Raw genomic sequence first — 20,979 nt, 5'->3', positions numbered from 1 at the left:
GGCATCATAGGCGGTATTGCAAGGGATAAAAAGATACGGGCGAACGAATCGGTAAGCAGCTGTGAATAAAACAGTGACAAATCCGGATAAAAGGAAACGAGCCGATCGAGTTTGCGATGAGATCCAGGTCGCGAGCCTCGATCCGATCCGGGAGCTGACCCAGTTCGCGAGCCGCTCCGTCCCGCCCGATCCGCAAGCCGCCCCACTCCGATCCGCGGGCCGCTCCGCTCCGGGAGCTGACCCAATTCGGGAGCCGCCAGAAGTGACAAAGAAGTGACAAATACGGATAAAAAGAAGAAACCCGCGGATAAAAGGAAATTATCCGCGGATAAACGGAAAAACTTCGCGGATAAACGTCCAAGTTTCGCGGATAAAAGGGAAAACCCCACGGATAGAGACCGCGGGCCGCTGCGATCCGCAATCCGACCGATCCGCAATCCGCCTCGATCGGCGCCCCGATCCGGGAGCTGACCCAGTTCGCGAGCCGCCAGAAGTGACAAAGAAGTGACAAATACGGATAAAAAGAAGAAATCCGCGGATATAAGGAAATAATCCGCGGATAAACAGAAAAACTTCGCGGATAAACGCCCAAGTTTCGCGGATAAAAGGGAAAACCCCACGGATAGAGACTGCGGGCCGCTGCGATCCGCAATCCGTCTCGATCGGCGCCCCGATCCGGGAGCTGACCCAGTTCGCGAGCCGCCAGAAGTGACAAAGAAGTGACAAATACGGATAAAAAGAAGAAACCCGCGGATAAAAGGAAATTATCCGCGGATAAACGGAAAAACTTCGCGGATAAACGTCCAAGTTTCGCGGATAAAAGGGAAAAACCCACGGATAGAGACCGCGAGCCACTCCGCCCCGATCCGCGAGCTGACCCAATTCGGGAGCCGCCCCGCCCCGATCCGTGAGCCGATCCGATCCGCGGGCCGCCTCGCCCCGATCCGCAAGCCACTCCGATCCGGGAGCTGACCCAGTTCGCGATCCGATCCAGTTCGGGAGCCTCTACCCGTCCCCGCCCCGCAAGCCAAACCGATCACAGACCGAACACCTCGCAAAAAATGACAATTCTAAATAAATGAAACGCCGACCTTTTGCAATGCCCCGTTCTGTAGCACTCGATCACATACTTCTGAAACCGATGGAAAACAATAAAACAAAAAGGAGATTTCGTGGAATGAAGAGACTTCTTGTGTTAGTGCTTTTCGGAATGGTCCTTTTGCCAGCCGGAATCAGGGCGGACGATGCTTCGGTTGCGATCATCATTTTGAAAAGCCCCCAATCAGAACAGCAAATCAAAGAACTGCTGAAACCATTTCCGAATGTGAAGCTGCGCCGTATTTTTCGCGAGGCAATCACCGGGTTTTCGGTGGAAGGCAGTCAAGCTGCCATTGCTGGTTTAAACCAAAGCCATGAAATTCTTGCCATTTCCCCCGTGAATAACTACCAAGCTGAAATGGAGGAAAATGTGAAAATCATTGGCGGGGAAGAGGTGCGCCGGTTAAACAGAACGCTCACCGGGAAAGGGATTACGGTGGGCGTCATTGACACAGGCATCGATTATACCCACCCGGATCTGCGCGCAAACTTTCACGGAGGCCATGACCTTGTCGACGGGGACGATGATCCAATGGAAACGAAGAGTAACGCTCCGGGCAAGTCTACCCTTCATGGCACCCATGTTGCCGGTATTATTGCCGCAAATGGCAAAATAAAGGGAGTGGCCCCCGATGCGAAAATTATCGCCTACCGTGCACTTGGTCCCGGCGGTTCCGGAACAACAGAACAAGTTCTCGCTGCCATTGAGCAGGCGATCAAAGACAAAGTGGATATTGTAAACCTCTCGTTAGGTGATGAGATCAATGGACCCGATTTGCCGATCAGTCTGGCACTCAATCGCGCCGTTGATAAAGGTATGATTGCTGTGGCGGCCGCGGGAAATGCCGGGCCAAACAATTGGACGGTCGGCTCACCCGGTACGGCGGCGAAAGCCATCTCCGTTGGTGCCTCAACACCGACAATGGAAGTGCCAACTTTATTAATAGAAGAAAAGCGGCAGAAAATCCGAATTGAACCGTTGACCGGTTCCCGAAACTGGACAACCGAGCGCAGCGTGGAACTCGTTGATGGCGGCTTAGGTACAAAAAAAGAAGTAACGCACGCTGCTGGTAAAATAGCGCTCATCAAGCGGGGGGGTCTCTCGTTTACAGAAAAGGCTAAAAACGCGGCGGCTGCGGGAGCGGTCGGCGTGCTTATTTACAACAATACAAGTGGCGGGTTTACAGGGAATTTGCAGGAACTCGTGACCATCCCGGTTGGTTCGCTCTCTAAGGGGGTTGGAGACTTTTTAAAAAAGCATGGTTTGCCGCTTACGGTTCGGCTCGAGATGGAGGTGGAGAAGGATCGGCTGGCGGATTTTAGTTCGCGCGGGCCGGTGACGGTGACGTGGGATGTGAAGCCGGATGTGGTGGCGCCCGGGGTGGCGATTGAGTCGACGGTGCCGGGCGGGTATTTGGCTTTAAAGGGGACGAGCATGGCGGCGCCGCATGTGGCGGGGGCGTGCGCGCTGATCAAGGAGGCACATCCGGATTGGACGCCGGCGGAGGTGAAGGCGGCGTTGATGAATACGGCTAAGCCGCTAAGGAAAAATGGCGGGGACGACTATCATGCCTATGAGCAGGGGGCGGGAAGGATTCAGGTGGATAAGGCGGTAAAAGCAGGGACGCTTGTGTTGCCGAGTTCGGTTCAGTTTGGCAAGTTTCAGCTTGCCGATTCTTTGCATCGCCATAAGGCGTATTTGCTGGTTGAAAATAAAAGCGGTGTCCGGCAGCGCTATTCGTTTGCTGTGCCGGAGCGGAGGGATGGGCTGCTGTGGAAGGTTCCGCTCCCGTTTACACTTGCGCCGGGAGAAAAGCGGGAAGTGGAAGTGGAGATCGCGGTGGAGCCGGAGTTTTTCAGGAAAAAGATTTATGATGGTGCTATTCGGTTGCTTGCCGGGGCGGAGGAAATTCGGATCCCGTATGTGTATGTTTTGGAAGAGCCTGATTATCCAAGGGTGATGGGCTTTGAGCTGACAAAGGGAGATCAGCCGGGAACGTACCGCTATGAGGTTTATTTGCCGGGAGGGGCGGAGGAGTTTGGGATTGCGCTGTTTTCGCAGGCTGATTACCGGTTTGTTGGCTATTTGGATACAGACCGGAATGTGAAGAAAGGCCTTCTAAGCAAACAAATTGCCCGCGAGAAACTGCCTCCGCCTGGTACGTATGTGGTCAAGGTGTTTGCGAAAAAGGCGCAGAAAGAAGATCGTCTTGAAACAACGGTAATGTTTGGAAAAGAGAAGGAGGAATGATGGGGATTTCTCCTTTTATTACAAGGAAAAGAGGAAAAAAACTATGAACGATTTGTGAATTTTTTCATCCCAAATTCATTGACATTGCCAAGCCCCTATTGTATGCTAACAAAGGGTGTAAAATGGTAGGGTTTTCACAATTTTCGGGCAATAGCCAGGAACTTAATTTCTTTTTCAAAACCATCAATTTCCCTCAATGCCCTGCTGTCATTCTCAATAGTGAGGATGGTTAAAGATGCGTCAAAATAACCGCAATCCATTTCAAGCAATGGCCTTAATGTCCGCAATCATTTCTCAGTTAGTTGGTTCCATTCTCATTGGTATTTTTGGCGGGAGATGGCTTGATTCACAATGGGGAACCGAGCCGATTTTTTTGATCATCGGGTTATTTATCGGGTTAGCGGCGGGGATCTATTCCATGCTTGTTTCGATCCGTCATTTCTACTCAGGAGATTAAACAGCTATGCCAGAATTTCAAGAAATCTATCAACGGCAGCATAAGATTTTCTTTTACTTGCTGTCCATTTATGTTCTCGGCTGGGGATTCACTCCATATCAAACTATTTTTTTGGGTTTGATTCTCGGAACTTGCTTCAGTTTCTTGAATCTTTGGTTATTGGTTAGAAGGATGAAGCGTTTTGACAAGGCAATTGCCAGCGGAAAAAAAGTGCGTTCGTTAGGATTGCTGTCACGAATGGCGACGGCGGCTATTGCGGTCATAATTGCATTGAAATATCCGGAATACTTTTATATTATTAGTGTTGTATGGGGACTAATGACATCTTACATTGTCATTATGATAGATTATCTTTACCACTCACTGTTTGTACATAAATAAGGGGGAAGCGAGGTGAGTTAACATGGAACATGGAGCTCCTGTGGTAGAATTTCTTGGCCTCTATTTTAATTTAGCGAATATCTTGATGATTTCGGTTGCGAGCATTATCGTGCTGATCATTGCGGTTCTTTCTACCCGCAAGCTGGCAATGAAACCAACCGGAATGCAAAATTTCTTTGAGTGGGTCATGGATTTTGTCAAAGGCATCATCAATAGTACAATGGATTGGAAGGATGGCGGAAGGTTTCACATTCTCGGCATAACCTTAATCATGTATATTTTTGTCTCCAATATGCTGGGCCTCCCATTTGCAATTGTCGTGAATGACAAGCTGTGGTGGAAATCGCCGACAGCCGATCCGATTATTACGATGACGTTATCGGTCATGATCGTCACCCTGTCCCATTATTATGGAATAAAACAAAAGGGTGTGAAAGGTTATGCGAAGGGTTTCTTTAGCCCGTTGGCCTTTTTGTTTCCGTTAAAAATCATTGAAGAGTTTGCCAATACGCTAACCTTGGGTTTGCGTCTTTATGGAAATATTTATGCCGGAGAACTGCTGTTATCCTTATTATCGGCAGGATTGGCAACGGGAGTAGTTGGTACGATTGCAGCAATACCGCTAACTCTTGTCTGGCAGGCGTTTTCAATTTTTGTCGGCACGATCCAGGCATACATTTTTACGATGCTGACGATGGTTTATATGTCACATAAAGTTGGACATGACCACTAGTTTTTCTCTGTTCATTGTTGAACAAACCATTACTGTAAGTGAGAATTTTCTAGATATAAATTCTTTCTAACAAAAAAAGATATTATCCAATTTTAAGGAGGAACTTTAATAATGAATCTTATAGCAGCAGCAATTGCAATTGGTTTAGCAGCAGTCGGCGCAGGTATCGGTAACGGTTTAATCGTCGGCCGTACAGTGGAAGGAATTGCCCGTCAGCCAGAAGCACGCGGTTTATTGCAAACTACGATGTTTATCGGGGTAGCGTTAGTTGAAGCATTACCAATTATCGGCGTTGTTATTGCGTTCATGGTTTTAGGCCGATAATAGCGGAACATTCTAATGGCGAGAGGGATAAATAGAAACCTTCGCCATTCATTTTGTCTAGTTGTGAAAAAAAGCTGATTTTTGAAGGGAAAGACTCTTGAAGGGAGTGAATCGAGGGTGTTAGCAGACAGTTTGGTATTGGGTGCTGCAGCAGAGGGTGCCCGTTTAAATAGTGGCGATATCATTTTCCAATTACTTGTTTTCCTTGTCTTGTTGGCATTATTGAAAAAATACGCTTGGGGTCCTTTAATGGGGATCATGAAACAGCGTGAAGAGCATATTGCTGGTGAGATTGATGCAGCGGAAAACAGCCGTTTGGAAGCGAAAAAGTTGTTGGAAGAACAACGCAGCCTTTTAAAAGAAGCACGTGCAGAAGCGCAAAGCTTAATGGAAAATGCGAGAAAACAGGGAGACGTGCAGCGTGAGGAGATCGTTGTAGCTGCCCGGTCAGAAGCTGAGCGCATCAAAGAAGCTGCGAAGCTCGAAATTGATCAAGAGAAAGAAAAGGCCGTTGCCGCGATCCGCGAACAAGTGGCTTCCTTGTCTGTCCTAATTGCTTCAAAAGTCATTGAAAAAGAATTGACTGCCGAAGATCAAGACAAGCTGATTAGTCAATATATTCAAGAGGCAGGAGAAGAGCGATGACGAGCTCCATGATTGCAAAGCGTTACGCGCTGGCTCTTTTCCAAATCGCAAAAGAACACAATCTTCTTGACGAAATGGAAGAAGAACTTCGCGTTGTCAAGGAAGTTTTTACGTATAGCTCTGATTTAAAGGCTGTTTTACAGTCGCCAAAGCTTGAACCGTCAGAGAAAAAAACAATTTTAACAACGGCGTTTGCTTCGATGAATCAATATGTGGTCAATACATTGCTGCTGTTGATTGACCGCCATCGCGAGGGAGAGCTCGTTAGTGTGGCGGATGAATTTATTGAATTGGCAAACGAAGAGCGGGGCATCGCTGAAGCGGAAGTGTATACGACACGCCCGCTGACAGAAGATGAACGGAAGGCATTTTCCTCTATTTTTGCAGCAAAAGTGGGGAAAAAGGCACTAAGAATTGAAAATATTGTCGATACCGATTTGCTTGGCGGCGTCCGCCTGCGGATTGGCAACCGAATTTATGACGGAAGCTTGCGAGGCAAGCTCGATCGTCTTGAACGTAAATTATTAGGATAAATCGTAGATAGGGGTGAAACTCGTGAGCATCAAAGCGGAAGAAATTAGCGCGCTGATAAAGAAGCAAATTGAAAACTATCAGTCGGAAATTCAAGTGAGTGATGTGGGTACAGTGATCCAGGTCGGTGACGGTATTGCCCGAGCTCATGGCCTCGACAATGTTATGGCCGGAGAACTTGTTGAATTTTCCAACGGCGTTATGGGTATGGCGCAAAACCTTGAAGAAAATAACGTCGGAATCATTATTCTTGGACCTTTTACGGAAATCCGTGAAGGCGACGAGGTTCGCCGTACAGGCCGGATCATGGAAGTGCCTGTAGGGGAAGAGCTGATCGGACGGGTTGTAAATCCATTGGGACAACCAATTGATGGCATGGGTCCAATCAATACGACCAAAACCCGCCCAATTGAAGCGGTCGCACCTGGGGTAATGGATCGGAAATCGGTTCACGAGCCGCTGCAAACAGGTATTAAGGCGATTGATGCCCTTGTGCCAATCGGGCGCGGTCAGCGTGAGTTAATCATCGGTGACCGGCAAACAGGTAAAACATCCGTTGCGATTGATACGATTTTGAACCAAAAGGGTCAAAACATGATTTGTATTTATGTAGCAATTGGCCAAAAAGAATCGACTGTTCGGAATGCAGTTGAGACACTTCGCAAATACGGCGCATTGGATTATACCATTGTCGTAACAGCGGCTGCATCCCAGCCAGCTCCATTGCTATTCCTTGCACCATATGCGGGTGTATCAATGGCGGAAGAATTTATGTACAATGGCAAGCACGTACTTGTTGTGTATGATGATTTGTCAAAACAAGCAGCAGCCTATCGTGAGCTTTCCTTGCTGCTTCGCCGTCCTCCAGGTCGTGAAGCGTATCCAGGGGATGTATTCTATTTGCACTCCCGTTTATTAGAGCGTGCAGCCAAGTTAAGCGATGCAAAGGGCGCTGGCTCGATTACGGCATTGCCATTTATTGAAACTCAAGCAGGTGACGTTTCTGCTTATATTCCAACAAACGTTATTTCGATTACAGATGGACAAATTTTCTTGCAGTCTGATTTGTTCTTCTCAGGCGTACGTCCAGCCATCAACGCAGGTCTTTCTGTTTCCCGCGTCGGTGGTTCTGCGCAAATTAAAGCGATGAAAAAGGTTTCCGGTACGCTGCGTCTTGACCTTGCTTCCTACCGTGAATTGGAAGCATTTGCCCAATTTGGTTCCGACCTTGATAAAGCAACACAGGCAAAGCTAGCCCGCGGTGCCCGTACGGTTGAGGTTCTAAAACAAGACCTGCACAAGCCGCTTGCAGTCGAAAAGCAAGTTGCGATTCTGTACGCCTTAACACGCGGTTTCCTTGATGATATTCCAGTACAGGACATCCGCCGGTTTGAATCCGAATTCCATACATGGTTAGACCACAACCGCAAAGAATTGTTAGACCAGATTCGGACAACAAAAGAGCTTCCTGCGGATGACGATATGGCATCTGCAATAAACGATTTTAAAAAGACGTTTGCCGTTTCTGAATAGAGGACTAGCAAGTAAAAGGCTGAAAGCACCGTGCTGTTGATCATTTGAACCGCCCGGTGCTAAAGCCTGACATTCTTTGAAAAAGGGTGGTGAGAACCTTGGCATCATTACGCGATATCAAATCCCGGATCAATTCAACGCAAAAAACGAGTCAAATCACAAAAGCAATGGAAATGGTCTATTCCGCAAAATGGAATAAGAGCGTTCTGAACGCGAAGTCATTTGTACCGTATATGGAAAAAATACAGGAAGTTACCGCATCGGTGGCAAACGGCAGCAAAGGCATTGCCCATCCGATGCTTCAAGCTCGTTCTGTCAAGAAAACCGGCTACATCGTTATGACATCGGATCGCGGATTAGCAGGCGCTTATAATAGTAATGTTCTGCGCCGGGTATTCCAAACAATCCAGCAAAAGCATCAGTCAAACGATGAGTTTGCCATTATCGCCATAGGCCGAATGGCTCGTGATTTTTTTGCGAAGCGCGGTATGAATGTTGTTCTTGACATCGTGGGTATGTCCGATACCCCAACGTTCTCGGATATTAAAGATATTGCAAGCGCGACGGTTGGCATGTATGCCGATGGAACGTTCGATGAAGTGCATATCTATTATACACACTATGTCAGTGCGATTTCACAGGTGGTAACGGAAAAGCAGCTGCTTCCGTTAACGGATATTGGTCCTTCGTCCAAGTTAGCTTCTTATGAATTCGAACCGTCAGCCGAAGAAATTCTGGAAGTTCTTTTACCGCAGTATGCGGAAAGCTTAATTTTCGGAGCGCTTTTAGACAGCAAAGCAAGCGAGCATGCTGCCCGGATGACGGCAATGAGGAATGCGACAGACAATGCGAAGGAATTAATTCGCTCGTACAGCTTAATGTACAACCGTGCCCGTCAAGCAGCAATCACGCAAGAAATTACGGAAATTGTCGGCGGAGCAGCCGCCTTAGAATAAATAAACGCGCCGGATTGCCGGGTTGCGTGTCTTATTTTTAAAAATTGCTTTATTGAGTACGTTAGGAGGGAAAATGATGAACACAGGACGCGTTCTACAAATTATGGGTCCGGTAGTTGACGTGAAGTTCGAAAACGGCAATCTCCCAGAGATCTATAATGCGTTAAAAATCAATTATAAAGCGCGCAACGAATCAGAAGTGGATGTCAACCTAACCCTTGAAGTAGCTCTTCATTTGGGTGATGATACGGTTCGGACGATTGCGATGGCATCGACAGACGGTCTAACCCGCGGCATGGAAGTTGTTGATACAGGCGCCCCTATTTCTGTCCCGGTTGGCGACGTAACATTAGGCCGGGTATTTAACGTTTTAGGAGATGCAATTGACCTTGATGAAAAAATTCCTGCAGATGCGCGCCGCGATTCCATTCACCGTGAAGCACCAACATTTGAACAGTTATCGACAGAGGTAGAAATTCTGGAAACGGGCATTAAGGTTGTCGACCTGCTTGCTCCGTATATTAAAGGTGGAAAAATCGGTCTCTTCGGCGGTGCCGGTGTAGGGAAAACCGTCTTAATCCAAGAATTGATCAATAACATCGCCCAAGAGCACGGCGGTATTTCCGTGTTTGCCGGCGTTGGCGAGCGTACGCGTGAAGGGAACGACCTTTACCACGAAATGACGGATTCAGGCGTTATTAAGAAAACAGCGATGGTATTCGGTCAGATGAATGAACCGCCTGGCGCCCGTATGCGCGTTGCGTTGACCGGTTTGACAATGGCTGAATATTTCCGTGATGAGCAAGGACAAGACGTGCTGTTCTTCATGGACAACATTTTCCGTTTCACTCAAGCCGGTTCAGAGGTTTCCGCGCTGTTAGGCCGCATGCCATCTGCCGTTGGTTACCAGCCAACCCTTGCGACTGAAATGGGTAAATTACAGGAACGGATTACTTCTACAAATGTAGGTTCTGTTACATCAATCCAGGCGATTTACGTACCAGCCGATGACTATACGGATCCGGCTCCAGCTACGACTTTCGCTCACCTTGATGCAACAACAAACCTTGAGCGTAAGCTTTCTGAGATGGGTATCTACCCTGCGGTTGACCCGCTTGCTTCAACATCGCGCGCCCTGTCGCCTGAAATTGTTGGCGAAGAGCATTACAATGTTGCCCGTAAGGTTCAGCAGACGCTTCAGCGTTACCGTGAATTGCAGGATATTATTGCAATCCTCGGGATGGACGAACTTTCCGATGAGGATAAGCTCGTCGTACACCGTGCCCGCCGGATTCAGTTCTTCTTATCGCAAAACTTCCACGTTGCTGAACAGTTTACTGGCCAGCCTGGATCCTACGTACCGGTAAAAGAAACGGTAAGAGGCTTTAAAGAAATTCTTGAAGGAAAATATGACCACCTTCCGGAAGATGCATTCCGTCTAGTTGGTAAAATTGAAGATGTTATTGAGAATGCAAAACGCATGGGTGTAGAGGTTTAAAACGAGCCAGGAGGGTAAAAGATGAAGACGATCAAAGTCAGTGTTGTTACTCCCGATGGCCCGGTGTTTGATTCCGATGTAGAAATGGTCAGCACAAAAGCCAAAAGCGGTGAACTCGGTATTTTACCAGGACATATTCCGTTGGTGGCACCGCTGGAAATTGGCGCCGTTCGCCTGAAAAAAGCAGGGAAAACGGAGCTGATTGCCCTAAGCGGCGGATTGTTAGAAGTCCGTCCTGATCAAGTAACCATTTTGGCTCAAGCAGCAGAATTGGCAACTGACATTGATGTTGAGCGGGCGCAAAGGGCGAAAGAGCGTGCTGAACACCGTCTGCACGAACAGCACCAAGAAGACATCGATTTTAAACGAGCTCAATTGGCTCTTCAACGTGCAATCAACCGCCTAGCCGTTTCGGATAGAAGAATGTAATGATCAGAAACCTTCCAATACAAATTGTAGTGGAAGGTTTTTTTATAATATCAGAATTTTTATCTTAACTTATCTCTTGACTATTAAAAGGAAAAAACGGTTGATAGAGACGTTTATCGCCATAAAGAGACCAATAAAAATGAAGGAGTCCAATTCTCATATTTATCAAGATAAATGGTCACTAGAGGCTTCCCTAATGCCCGATTCTCCTGTTTTTTGGGTCAAAACGGTCATAACTAGCTTCCTTAATGCCCGATTCCCCTGTTTTTTGGGTCAAAACGGTCATAACTAGCTTCCCTAATGCCCGATTCCCCTGTTTTTTGGGTCAAAACGGTCATAACTAGCTTCCCTAATGCCCAATTCCCCTGTTTTTTGGGTCAAAACGGTCATAACTAGCTTCCCTAATGCCCAATTCTCCTGTTTTTTGGGTCAAAACGGTCATAACTAGCTTCCCTAATGCCCAATTCTCCTGTTTTTTGGGTCAAAACGGTCATAACTAGCTTCCCTAATGCCCGATTCTCCTGTTTTTTGGGTCAAAACGGTCATAACTAGCTTCCCTAATGCCCAATTCTCCTATTTTTCAGGGTGAAATGGTACTACTGGTTCCCCCGCACGCCCCCCGGAAAGCGAGTGCCTGGAGCGGAAATCAACAGACCTCGTTTATCCGCCAAACTAAAAAGGACCGAGCGGTTTTTGCCCGGTTTTTCATGGCTAATCAGAATTTATATGGATAAATTCTGAACGGACGATGGACAGGACGTCCTAGTCAGGCGAGTGCCACAGGATGTGGCAGGTAAACGAGCGTGGTAAATTCAACTACGCCTCTGTCTTCGTCCAAAGGACTCGCCAGTCGGCGAGTTTTCATTTATGTTTCCTCCTAAAAGCACTTGCTTTAATGCCCAAAAGCAGTGGGAAAACCTCATACAAACTAGTCGTACTAGTTTCCAAAACCCCCGAATAAGATAAACCGGAACATTTTATGACAATTCTCACTGACATTGCGTCGCCTTTTTTATTAAAATGAGTTTGTAGACAATACTTGAGAAACTGAATACGGCCAGCAGAAAGAATCAAATCTAAAATGGAAAGTTTTGCTGAAATACGAAATTCTATTTTTTAGTAGTTGGCTTGTCGACACAGTATTGTAACAATGCTATAATGAATTCGGTTACAAGTTTCACAAGTATGAAAATTCTACAACATTGGAGGGGAGTAGGCATGAAACTTCTAAATGTATATCAGAATAATTATCTGATTGTCTTTGTGTTTCTGATTCTTGGAGTTTTGCTGCCAGTTGTAGCGTTATTTTTGGGTAAGCTTTTGCGTCCTTATAAGCCTAGTGATGCAAAGTATACCACGTATGAAAGCGGTATTGAGCCATTTCACGATTCACGTGTACAGTTCAATGTCCGCTATTATATTTTTGCCCTGCTGTTTGTTATTTTTGATGTGGAAACAGTATTTTTGTATCCATGGGCTGTTGCCTACAATAAACTTGGAGCATTTGCACTGATTGAAATGCTGATTTTTGTAGTCATGCTTGTCATCGGCCTCGTTTATGCTTGGAAAAAGAAGGTGTTAAAATGGACTTAAAGTTAGAAGGTGTTTCACAGCGGGAAATGGAAGACATGCAGCGAAACGTATTTATGACGACGCTTGAACAGTTGAAGGCATGGGCTCGGAGCAATTCACTGTATCCAATGACATTTGGTCTTGCATGTTGCGCGATCGAAATGATGGGGGTAGGAGCATCCCATTATGACCTCGACCGTTTTGGATCATTTTTCCGAACATCACCAAGGCAATCGGATTGTATGATCGTATCAGGGACGGTAACAAAAAAGATGGCGCCGATTTTACGCCGTTTGTATGATCAAATGCCAGAACCCAAATGGGTGATTGCGATGGGATCATGTGCAACAGCCGGCGGCCCGTATGTGAAATCGTATGCGGTTGTAAAAGGAGTCGACCAAATTGTACCGGTTGATGTATACATACCTGGATGCCCGCCAAACCCAGCAGCTTTAATTTACGGAATCAATAAATTAAGGGAAAAAATTCGTTACGAAGCGAAGACTGGGAAGAAGGTGATCTAACCAATGAGCGGTGACAAAGATCTCGAGCAATTAAAGAAAGAAGCGGCTGAAAAAGCAAAAGCCGCCGCAATGGCAAAGCTGCAAGCAAAGAAAGCAGCCGAAGCAACTTCAAACAGTGGAGAAAAGTCAACAGCAGATGCGGTCGCAGATCGTGATGACTTGGCGAAGAAAAAAGCCGCCGCAGCCGCCAAGGCAAAGGCCGCCGCACTGGCCAAACAAGCGCGTGAAGGTGGAGGAAGCGAAGAACCTGCTGCCGCTGAATCGGGAGACGAAGCAAAAGCGAAAGCCGCTGCAGCTGAAAAAGCAAAAGCCGCCGCGGCCGCCAAGGCAAAGGCCGCCGCACTGGCCAAACAAGCGCGTGAAGGTGGAGGAAGCGAAGAACCCGCCGCCGCTGAATCGGGAGACGAAGCAAAAGCGAAAGCCGCTGCAGCTGCAAAAGCAAAAGCCGCAGCAGCCGCCAAGGCAAAGGCCGCTGCCGCTGCAAAACAGGCCGGATCTGCAGATGGTGATGATGAAAAAGCGAAAGCAATTGCTGCTGCAAAAGCGAAGGCAAAAGCAGTAGCTGCAGCCAAAGCGAAAGCTGCAGCAGGAAAAGCGGGAGGCCAAGCAGCTGAACCAGCCGAAGAAGCAAAGCCGTCACCGAACCAGCAGTATCTCGACAAATATTTAAAAGTGATTAAGGAAAATTTGGGTTCGGACGTTTTGGAAGATTCCTATATTAATAACCTTTCAAAGGATGTTCCAACACTTGTCGCCAAGCGGGAATCTTATTTTAAACTTGCACAATTTTTAAAATACAATGAGCTTTTAAGCTTCGACTATTTGTCTGAACTGCATGGAACGGACTACGAAACCCATATGGAAGTATATGTTCATTTATACTCCTACAAAAATCGCCAGTCTGTTGCCTTGAAAGTAAAAGTTGACCGAAATGAACCAACCATTGAGTCAGTGCAATCGATTTGGGCAGGGGCTAATTGGCCGGAATGTGAAGCATATGACTTGCTTGGAATTAAATTCACAGGACATCCGAAACTCTATCGGATCTTGCTTGGAGATGATTGGATTGGCCATCCACTTAGAAAAGATTATGAGCCGTATGATGTGGAGGTGTAACCAATGATACGAACGGAAGAAATGCTGTTAAACGTAGGACCGCAGCATCCTAGTACGCACGGGGTATTCCGGCTTGTAATCAAAATCGACGGAGAGATTATCAAAGAAGCCCAGCCTGTCATTGGTTACTTGCACCGCGGAACGGAAAAACTAGCGGAAAACTTGCAGTACACGCAAATTATCCCTTATACAGACCGAATGGATTACCTGTCAGCGATGACCAATAATTACGTCCTCTGCCATGCCGTCGAAACGATGACAGGGATCAAAGTGCCGGATCGGGCGGAGTATCTGCGTGTCATTGCAATGGAACTTGGCCGCGTTGCCAGCCATCTTGTCTGGTGGGGAACATTCCTATTGGATATTGGCGCTGTCAGTCCATTTTTGTATGCATTCCGCGAACGTGAAATGATTATCAATATGCTGAATGAATTATCCGGTGCGCGCCTGACATTCAACTATATGCGCGTCGGCGGTGTAAAATGGGATGCCCCGGAAGGCTGGATTGAAAAAGTAAGAGATTTCATTCCTTATATGAGAGAGCAGCTTGCAGGCTACCATACGCTCGTGACTGGTAATGAAATTTTCATGAACAGGGTAAAAGGCGTTGGGAAATACACAAAAGAAGACGCGTTGAACTATTCGCTGAGCGGTGCCAACCTGAGGTGCACGGGAGTCAAATGGGATCTTCGCAAAGATGAGCCGTATTCCATTTATGATCGCTTTGATTTTGATGTTCCCGTTCAAGAGGGCGGAGATGCATGGGCCCGTTATCATGTCCGCTTGGCTGAAATTGCTGAATCATTGAAGATTCTTGAGCAGGCAGTTGAGCAATTCCCGGCAGAAGGCGAAATCCTGGCGAAAGTGCCAAAAATCATTAAAGCGCCAAAAGGAGAAGCTTTTGTCCGAATCGAATCACCACGCGGCGAGATTGGTTGTTACATTGCTAGCGACGGAAAAAAAGAACCGTACCGCTTAAAATTCAGAAGGCCGTCATTCTATAACCTTCAAATACTACCAAAACTTTTGGAAGGCGAAAACATCGCCAACCTGATTGCTATTTTAGGGGCCATTGATATTGTCCTTGGAGAGGTGGATGGCTGATGATCGAAGGGTTATTGCAATCAAATCCCGGCTTGTTAAACTTCATTCTTTTCTTCCTATTGGGCGCCGTTTTGCTGATGGTTGTCCTTGGCTTTGTAACATACGGAATTTTGGCTGAGCGGAAAGTAATGGGATACATGCAGCTTCGCCACGGACCGAACCAAGTGGGCGGCCGCTGGGGACTTTTGCAAACAGTCGCAGACGTCCTAAAGCTTTTATTAAAAGAAGATGTCATTCCGAAACTGGCAGATCGCCCGTTGTTTATTCTTGCACCAGTCATTGCCTTTGCGCCATCGTTTATGGTTCTGGCAACCATTCCGTTTACGGATAAATTCCAATTTGCCGATATCGGCGTTGGATTGCTTTATTACATTGCAGTTTCTGGATTAACAACGATCGGCGTTATGACTGGAGGCTGGGCATCAAACAATAAGTACGCTCTCCTGGGGGGCATGCGCGCGGCAGCGCAAATGATCTCCTATGAAATTCCGCTCGTTATGTCAGTGCTTGGAGTTATTTTGCTTTCGGGCAGTTTAAACTTAAATGATATTGTTGCGGCCCAAAGGCATGGTTGGTTTATTTTATTGCAGCCGATTGGGTTCATCATCTTTTTCATTGCTTCAGTTGCCGAATTGAACCGGACGCCGTTTGACTTGCCGGAAGCAGAATCAGAACTTGTCGCCGGCTACCATGTTGAATATTCCGGTTTCCGCTGGGCATTCTTTATGCTTGCGGAGTATGTGTATTTATTCGCAATGACCGCCCTTGTCACGGTATTGTTCCTAGGTGGATGGACAGCACCGCTCGGAGTGCTTAGTTTTATTCCAGGAGCTGTCTGGTTTGCACTTAAATTCAGCATTGTACTCTTTATGTACATTTGGCTCCGTGTAACCTTTCCGCGTTTGCGGGCAGACCAATTAATGGAATTTGCCTGGAAAGTCTTGCTGCCAGTTGCCTTAGCCAATATCTTTTTAACAGCTCTAATTAAAACACTCTTTTTCTAAAAAAATAGCAACTGTAAAATTATCATCTTAAAAAGGGGTGAAAAACGTGCTAGGTTTAGCAAAAGGCTTAAAGTATACCCTAAAACAACTAACTCGGGAAAAGGTTACCTATGATTATCCAAACAAGCCGCTGCCGCTTCCGGACCGGTTTCGCGGAATTCAGAAATTTTACCCGGAAAAATGCATTGTTTGCAACCAGTGCATGAATATTTGTCCGACAGAATGCATCAACTTAATCGGAAAGAAGCATCCGGACCCAACGAAAAAAGGGAAGATTATCGACACATATGATATTAATTTTGAAATTTGCATTCTCTGCGATTTGTGTACAGAAGTCTGCCCGACAGAAGCCATCATTATGACGAATAATTTTGAACTAGCAGAATACAGCCGCGATCAGTTATTTAAGAATTTGGAATGGCTCGATGAAAACGACGAAAATATACGGAAGGTGAATAAACCATGACGGGAGAATTTATCGCCTTTTTGGGTTTGGCTTTGGTCGCAATTATCGGCGGGGTGCTGCTGATTAACTTAACAAAAGTGATGCACATGGTTGTCGCTCTTGTGTTTACCTTTGTCAGTATCGCCGGTATTTACGTCCTGCTGTCAGCCGAATTTGTTGCTGTGGTGCAAATCATGATTTATTCCGGGGCGATTACGATTATCATGCTCTTTGGGATCATGCTGACAAAACACGATGATGAAAGTGAGGCGCAACCGGGAAAATGGCGGAAATGGCTGCTGCTTCTCGGCATCATTGGCTTTGCGTTTGCAGTTTATATGGGTATATACAACTTGGATATCACACAGGTTGCCAGCAATTTGCATGTGAACAATACGTTGCAGATTGGTAAAGCTCTCTACACTAAATATGTGATTCCGTTTGAGCTAGCTTCCGTTCTTTTAATGGTTACGATGATGGGCGCCATTGTCCTCGCCAAAAAAGATGTGAAGGAGGCGAACAAAGAATGAGTTCTATTCCTGCATCGGCCTTTTTAGCACTTGCGCTGATCCTGTTTTGTATCGGCTTATACGGAGCCTTAACAAAAAAGAATACTGTGATCGTGTTGATTTCGATTGAATTAATGTTAAACGCCGCAAACATTAACCTTGTTACGTTTAGCAAATACGGAATTACGCCATCGATTACCGGTCAGATCTTTGCCTTGTTTGCCATTACAATAGCAGCTGCAGAAGCAGCGATCGGTTTGGCGATCTTAATCTCGCTTTATCGTAATCGCAAAACCGTAAATATCGATGAAATCAACACAATGAAACATTAAGCAAACGAAATCAGCCATATACATGGCGACAGGAAAACACCATCCGCCAGCGCTAGTTTTTGCAAAAAATACCGAGCTGATCTGGCTCAGTGCAGAATTTTATAAAAAATATGTTCTGATTAGCTCAAAAAGGGGATCGTGATAATGATAGAAACTGCATGGATCATACCGCTTTTCCCGCTATTATCGTTTTTGATTCTTCTTCTATTTGGCAAACGGCTAAAAAATTCGAGTGCTTATGTAGGAATTTTTGCTACATTAGCGGCATTTGTGGTCTCGACATTGGTATTATTTGAGCGCTTTTCTGCACCAACATACCAAGCGAAAGCCGACTGGTTCACAATAGGAGATCTTCATTTAACAGCGGGCTTTGAAGTAAATCAATTAAATGCATTAATGCTATTTATTGTGTCGCTCGTAAGTTTCTTAGTACATACTTACTCAAAAGGCTATATGCATGGGGACGAGCGATTATCGGTTTTTTATACCTATTTAGGACTGTTTACATTTGGAATGCTCGGATTGGTTATCTCGCCGAACTTGTTGCAGACGTATATCTTTTGGGAGATAGTCGGGGTAGGATCCTTCTTATTAATTGGATTCTACTATCATAAAGCCGAAGCAAAGGCCGCAGCGAAAAAGGCGTTCATCATCACTCGCATCGGCGATGTCGGCCTCTTTATCGGGATCATCCTCTTGTTCTGGCAAACGAATAGTTTTGAGTACAGCGTAATTTTTAAAGCTATTGAGCAAGGTTCGATCTCTTCTGGCATGCTTACGTTGATTGCCATTTTGATTTTTATTGGAGCGATAGGGAAATCAGGACAGTTTCCACTACACACATGGCTGCCGGATGCAATGGAAGGCCCGACACCAGTTTCTGCGCTAATTCACGCGGCAACAATGGTTGCTGCAGGCGTTTACCTTGTGGCTGCACTGTTTCCGTTGTTTTTGGCTAGCAAAACCGCATTGCTTACGATTGCTGTCATCGGTGGCTTTACGTCTATCTTCGCTGCCAGTATCGGTCTTGTGCAAACAGATATTAAGAGAATACTAGCTTATTCAACGGTTAGCCAACTTGGATATATGATGATGGCATTAGGTTCCGCCGGCTATGTTGCTGGTGTGTTTCACTTGATGACCCACGCGTTCTTCAAAGCTTTGCTGTTCCTTTCCGCCGGAAGCATTATCCATGCAGCCGGTACACAAGATATTGAGAAAATGGGTGGACTGTGGAAAAAACTTCCGTTAACGGGGACCTTTATTTCTAATCGGTGCCATGTCACTAGGCGGCGTTCCGCTTCTGTCAGGATTTTTCAGTAAGGATGAAATCTTAGTGGCTGCATGGGAAGGAGGACATCCAATCCTCTTCTTGCTGGCATTAGTTGCTGCATTCTTTACGGCCTTTTATGTATTCCGCTTATTCTTTATGGTCTTTAGCGGTAAACCAAGGAGCGATATGGGAAATGTTCACGAATCCCCATCCGTTATGACAGGCCCGATGATTGTCCTAGGGTTTCTTGCGGTTTTTGCTGGATATGTAAATACCAATTGGTTTGGGACATTTTTAGGAGATTGGCTGACAAAAGGAAACGAAGTGCTAGCTGGGAACGAACAAGCGGGAAGTTCAACATGGATCTCGATCATTACCTCAATTGTGTCCTTATTGGGTATTTACCTTGCTTGGTTAATGTACGGCAAACGATCTCTTTCCCGAACTTGGTTGAGTGCGCGCGGCGATACGTTGCACACCATCCTTTATAACAAATATTACGTCGATGAATTTTACCAGCTTACAGTGCTCCGGTTCACAAAAGGAATGAGCTATTTCTTGCGTTTTATTGATGTCTATATCGTTGAAGGGATTGTGAAAGGAGTAGCTGGATTCGTCCAAGGACTTGGGAAAACAGGCTCCAAAGCCCAGACTGGGCAAGTGCAAACGTATGGCGCAGTCGCCTTTGTTGGCTTGGCTGTATTAATGGTCATCTTTGCGTTGACAGGGGGGTACTTAAAATGACTCTAGCAGCTGTTCTCCCAATCATGGTATTCTCCCCGCTTTTGGGTATGGTTGTGTTATTGTTTATCAAAAAAACAGAGGAAAAATGGATTAAAATTGTTGGGGTTTTAGCAACTTTGCCTGCGTTAATCCTGGCATTTGCAGCCTACTTCCATCGCTTGGCAGGAAAGAGTTTGAATGATTTCGCACTTTCTGCTTCTTGGATTCAATTTGGCGGCTTTAAAAAAGTTTCCAAAACACTTTTCGCGGTAAATTTTGAACTTGGACTAAACGGATTTACCCTAATTTTAATTGTGTTGACGGCGTTGGTAAGTACATTAGCGGCAATTGCAGCCATTTATATCAAAAAAGAATGGAAAGGCTTCTTTATGCTCTTCCTTCTTTTGGAAATGGGTATGCTCGGTGTATTTACGGCTGAAAATTTGATCTTGTTTTTTATCTTTTTCGAGACGATCCTCATTCCGGCCTTTTTCCTAATTGGCAAGTGGGGGTATTTTGAAAAAGAAAAAGCGGCCTTTAACTTTTTATTATATAACGGTGTTGGTTCGGCCATTCTGTTGATTGTGATCATGGTTCTATTTGCGAAAACAGGAACGACGAACATTGATGCATTAACTAATATCATCAATGACAGCAAGGCTACATTGGTCTCCCCGCTCTCTGCAGGCGCAAAATATGGGCTATTTATCGCTTTAGTGATTGCATTTGGTGTTAAATTGCCGATTTTCCCTCTGCATAGCTGGATGCTAAGGGCGCACGTTCAGGCACCGACTCCAATCGTGATGATTCACTCTGGGATCCTGTTGAAAATTGGAGCGTATGGCTTAATTCGTTTTGGAATGGGAATTTTTCCAGAGCAGTTTAAATCGATTGCAGTTTTCATTGCGATCTTGGGTGTCATTAACATTTTATATGGTGCCTATATTGCGTTAATACAAACAGATTTCAAAATGATGCTTGCCTATTCATCCGTTTCCCATATGGGGATTGTGTTAATTGGACTTGCGGCATTGAATGAAGCGGGTGTTCAAGGGGCGATTTTTCAGGTCATTTCCCATGGATTAATTTCCGCTCTACTGTTCTTCCTGATCAGTGTTTTCTACGAACGTACCGATACAACGCTGATTACGAACTTAGGCGGAATGGCAAAAGGCATGCCGCTAACTGCCGGATTTTTGCTCGCTGGCGGGCTTGCTTCGCTTGGATTGCCAGGAATGTCCGGTTTTATAAGTGAATTTATGGCCTTCTTGGGTCTGTTTAAAGTCATGCCAATCATAGCTGCGGTTGGAACGCTCGGGATTATTTTAACTGCAGTTTATCTGTTGCGAACCGTTCTTGGAATCACATTCGGAAAAGCCCATCGTGACTTTGCCGGGGTTGTTGATTTACAAGGAATCGAGTTTGTCCCAGTGGTGACTTTAATGCTGTTCATTGTCGTCATCGGCGTATTCCCGAGTGTTCTCAGCATACCGCTTCAGACGACATTAAAAACGATTATGCTTGGGTTAGGAGGGTGATGA

At 45.9% G+C, this 20,979-nt stretch carries 22 protein-coding genes and 1 pseudogene; 21 read left to right on the top strand and 2 right to left on the bottom strand.

Annotation, left to right across the window (positions count from 1 at the left end):
- Positions 1-4 precede the first annotated feature (4 nt).
- Together ACQYAD_RS17325 and ACQYAD_RS17320 are read right to left on the bottom strand one after the other, a co-directional pair.
- Positions 5-715, bottom strand: a complete 711-nt coding sequence (locus ACQYAD_RS17325; RefSeq protein WP_430240115.1) for a hypothetical protein — start codon at positions 713-715, stop codon at positions 5-7.
- Positions 716-764: 49 nt separating this feature from the next.
- A complete protein-coding gene (locus ACQYAD_RS17320) occupies positions 765-1,058 on the bottom strand; it encodes a hypothetical protein (protein ID WP_430240113.1) in 294 nt (97 codons plus the stop codon).
- 119 nt (positions 1,059-1,177) lie between these two features.
- On the opposite strand from ACQYAD_RS17320, the gene ACQYAD_RS17315 reads away from it, so the two are divergent.
- The 21 genes and pseudogenes from ACQYAD_RS17315 (at position 1,178) to ACQYAD_RS17215 (ending at position 20,976) form a co-directional block, all read left to right on the top strand.
- Complete coding sequence (locus tag ACQYAD_RS17315; protein WP_430240111.1) at positions 1,178-3,349, top strand: S8 family serine peptidase; 2,172 nt, start codon at positions 1,178-1,180, stop codon at positions 3,347-3,349.
- Between the two features lie 235 nt (positions 3,350-3,584).
- The gene (locus ACQYAD_RS17310; protein WP_430240108.1) at positions 3,585-3,806 is read left to right on the top strand and encodes an AtpZ/AtpI family protein; all 222 of its coding nucleotides are present in this window, start codon (positions 3,585-3,587) and stop codon (positions 3,804-3,806) included.
- Positions 3,807-3,812: 6 nt separating this feature from the next.
- Entirely contained in the window at positions 3,813-4,187 is a 375-nt protein-coding gene (locus ACQYAD_RS17305) for an ATP synthase subunit I (protein WP_430240105.1), read from the top strand.
- A 22-nt stretch (positions 4,188-4,209) separates the two neighbouring features.
- Positions 4,210-4,920, top strand: a complete 711-nt coding sequence (atpB, locus tag ACQYAD_RS17300) for a F0F1 ATP synthase subunit A (RefSeq protein ID WP_430240103.1) — start codon at positions 4,210-4,212, stop codon at positions 4,918-4,920.
- Between the two features lie 111 nt (positions 4,921-5,031).
- Positions 5,032-5,244, top strand: coding sequence for a F0F1 ATP synthase subunit C (atpE, locus tag ACQYAD_RS17295; RefSeq protein WP_026572680.1), 213 nt, complete (start codon positions 5,032-5,034; stop codon positions 5,242-5,244).
- 117 nt (positions 5,245-5,361) lie between these two features.
- Positions 5,362-5,889 carry a F0F1 ATP synthase subunit B gene (locus tag ACQYAD_RS17290; RefSeq protein ID WP_430240101.1) on the top strand — a complete coding sequence of 176 codons (528 nt, stop codon included), beginning with the start codon at positions 5,362-5,364 and terminating at the stop codon, positions 5,887-5,889.
- A complete protein-coding gene (locus tag ACQYAD_RS17285; RefSeq protein ID WP_430240099.1) occupies positions 5,886-6,422 on the top strand; it encodes a F0F1 ATP synthase subunit delta in 537 nt (178 codons plus the stop codon). The genes ACQYAD_RS17290 and ACQYAD_RS17285 overlap by 4 nt, the downstream gene beginning before the upstream one ends.
- Positions 6,423-6,444: 22 nt before the next feature.
- A complete protein-coding gene (atpA, locus tag ACQYAD_RS17280; protein ID WP_430240097.1) occupies positions 6,445-7,953 on the top strand; it encodes a F0F1 ATP synthase subunit alpha in 1,509 nt (502 codons plus the stop codon).
- Between the two features lie 98 nt (positions 7,954-8,051).
- Positions 8,052-8,909: an ATP synthase F1 subunit gamma gene (gene atpG / locus ACQYAD_RS17275; protein ID WP_430240096.1), complete on the top strand. Its 858-nt coding sequence runs from the start codon at positions 8,052-8,054 to the stop codon at positions 8,907-8,909.
- Between the two features lie 76 nt (positions 8,910-8,985).
- Positions 8,986-10,407, top strand: coding sequence for a F0F1 ATP synthase subunit beta (gene atpD / locus ACQYAD_RS17270; protein ID WP_430240094.1), 1,422 nt, complete (start codon positions 8,986-8,988; stop codon positions 10,405-10,407).
- Between the two features lie 21 nt (positions 10,408-10,428).
- Positions 10,429-10,836, top strand: coding sequence for a F0F1 ATP synthase subunit epsilon (locus ACQYAD_RS17265; protein WP_430240093.1), 408 nt, complete (start codon positions 10,429-10,431; stop codon positions 10,834-10,836).
- A gap of 1,218 nt (positions 10,837-12,054) precedes the next feature.
- The gene (locus ACQYAD_RS17260; RefSeq protein WP_430240091.1) at positions 12,055-12,429 is read left to right on the top strand and encodes an NADH-quinone oxidoreductase subunit A; all 375 of its coding nucleotides are present in this window, start codon (positions 12,055-12,057) and stop codon (positions 12,427-12,429) included.
- Positions 12,420-12,932, top strand: a complete 513-nt coding sequence (locus tag ACQYAD_RS17255) for a NuoB/complex I 20 kDa subunit family protein (protein ID WP_430240090.1) — start codon at positions 12,420-12,422, stop codon at positions 12,930-12,932. Before ACQYAD_RS17260 ends, ACQYAD_RS17255 begins: the two co-directional genes overlap by 10 nt.
- A 3-nt stretch (positions 12,933-12,935) precedes the next feature.
- Positions 12,936-14,048 carry an NADH-quinone oxidoreductase subunit C gene (locus ACQYAD_RS17250; protein ID WP_430240089.1) on the top strand — a complete coding sequence of 371 codons (1,113 nt, stop codon included), beginning with the start codon at positions 12,936-12,938 and terminating at the stop codon, positions 14,046-14,048.
- A 3-nt stretch (positions 14,049-14,051) separates the two neighbouring features.
- Positions 14,052-15,152: an NADH-quinone oxidoreductase subunit D gene (locus ACQYAD_RS17245; RefSeq protein ID WP_430240088.1), complete on the top strand. Its 1,101-nt coding sequence runs from the start codon at positions 14,052-14,054 to the stop codon at positions 15,150-15,152.
- Positions 15,152-16,156 carry an NADH-quinone oxidoreductase subunit NuoH gene (gene nuoH, locus ACQYAD_RS17240; protein WP_430240087.1) on the top strand — a complete coding sequence of 335 codons (1,005 nt, stop codon included), beginning with the start codon at positions 15,152-15,154 and terminating at the stop codon, positions 16,154-16,156. The genes ACQYAD_RS17245 and nuoH overlap by 1 nt, the downstream gene beginning before the upstream one ends.
- A 46-nt stretch (positions 16,157-16,202) precedes the next feature.
- Complete coding sequence (nuoI, locus tag ACQYAD_RS17235) at positions 16,203-16,622, top strand: NADH-quinone oxidoreductase subunit NuoI (RefSeq protein WP_430240085.1); 420 nt, start codon at positions 16,203-16,205, stop codon at positions 16,620-16,622.
- On the top strand, positions 16,619-17,131 hold the full coding sequence (locus ACQYAD_RS17230; RefSeq protein WP_430240083.1) for an NADH-quinone oxidoreductase subunit J: 513 nt from the start codon (positions 16,619-16,621) through the stop codon (positions 17,129-17,131). Before nuoI ends, ACQYAD_RS17230 begins: the two co-directional genes overlap by 4 nt.
- Entirely contained in the window at positions 17,128-17,442 is a 315-nt protein-coding gene (gene nuoK / locus ACQYAD_RS17225; protein WP_430240081.1) for an NADH-quinone oxidoreductase subunit NuoK, read from the top strand. Before ACQYAD_RS17230 ends, nuoK begins: the two co-directional genes overlap by 4 nt.
- Positions 17,443-17,586: 144 nt before the next feature.
- Positions 17,587-19,459, top strand: a pseudogene (gene nuoL, locus ACQYAD_RS17220) (NADH-quinone oxidoreductase subunit L).
- On the top strand, positions 19,456-20,976 hold the full coding sequence (locus ACQYAD_RS17215; protein WP_430240080.1) for a complex I subunit 4 family protein: 1,521 nt from the start codon (positions 19,456-19,458) through the stop codon (positions 20,974-20,976). Before nuoL ends, ACQYAD_RS17215 begins: the two are co-directional and overlap by 4 nt.
- Positions 20,977-20,979: the final 3 nt, after the last annotated feature.

This window comes from Neobacillus sp. SM06 (assembly GCF_050496765.1).
Classification (GTDB): Bacteria; Bacillota; Bacilli; order Bacillales; family Cytobacillaceae; genus JAEVLT01.
This window is presented reverse-complemented; position numbering and strand designations above follow the sequence as displayed.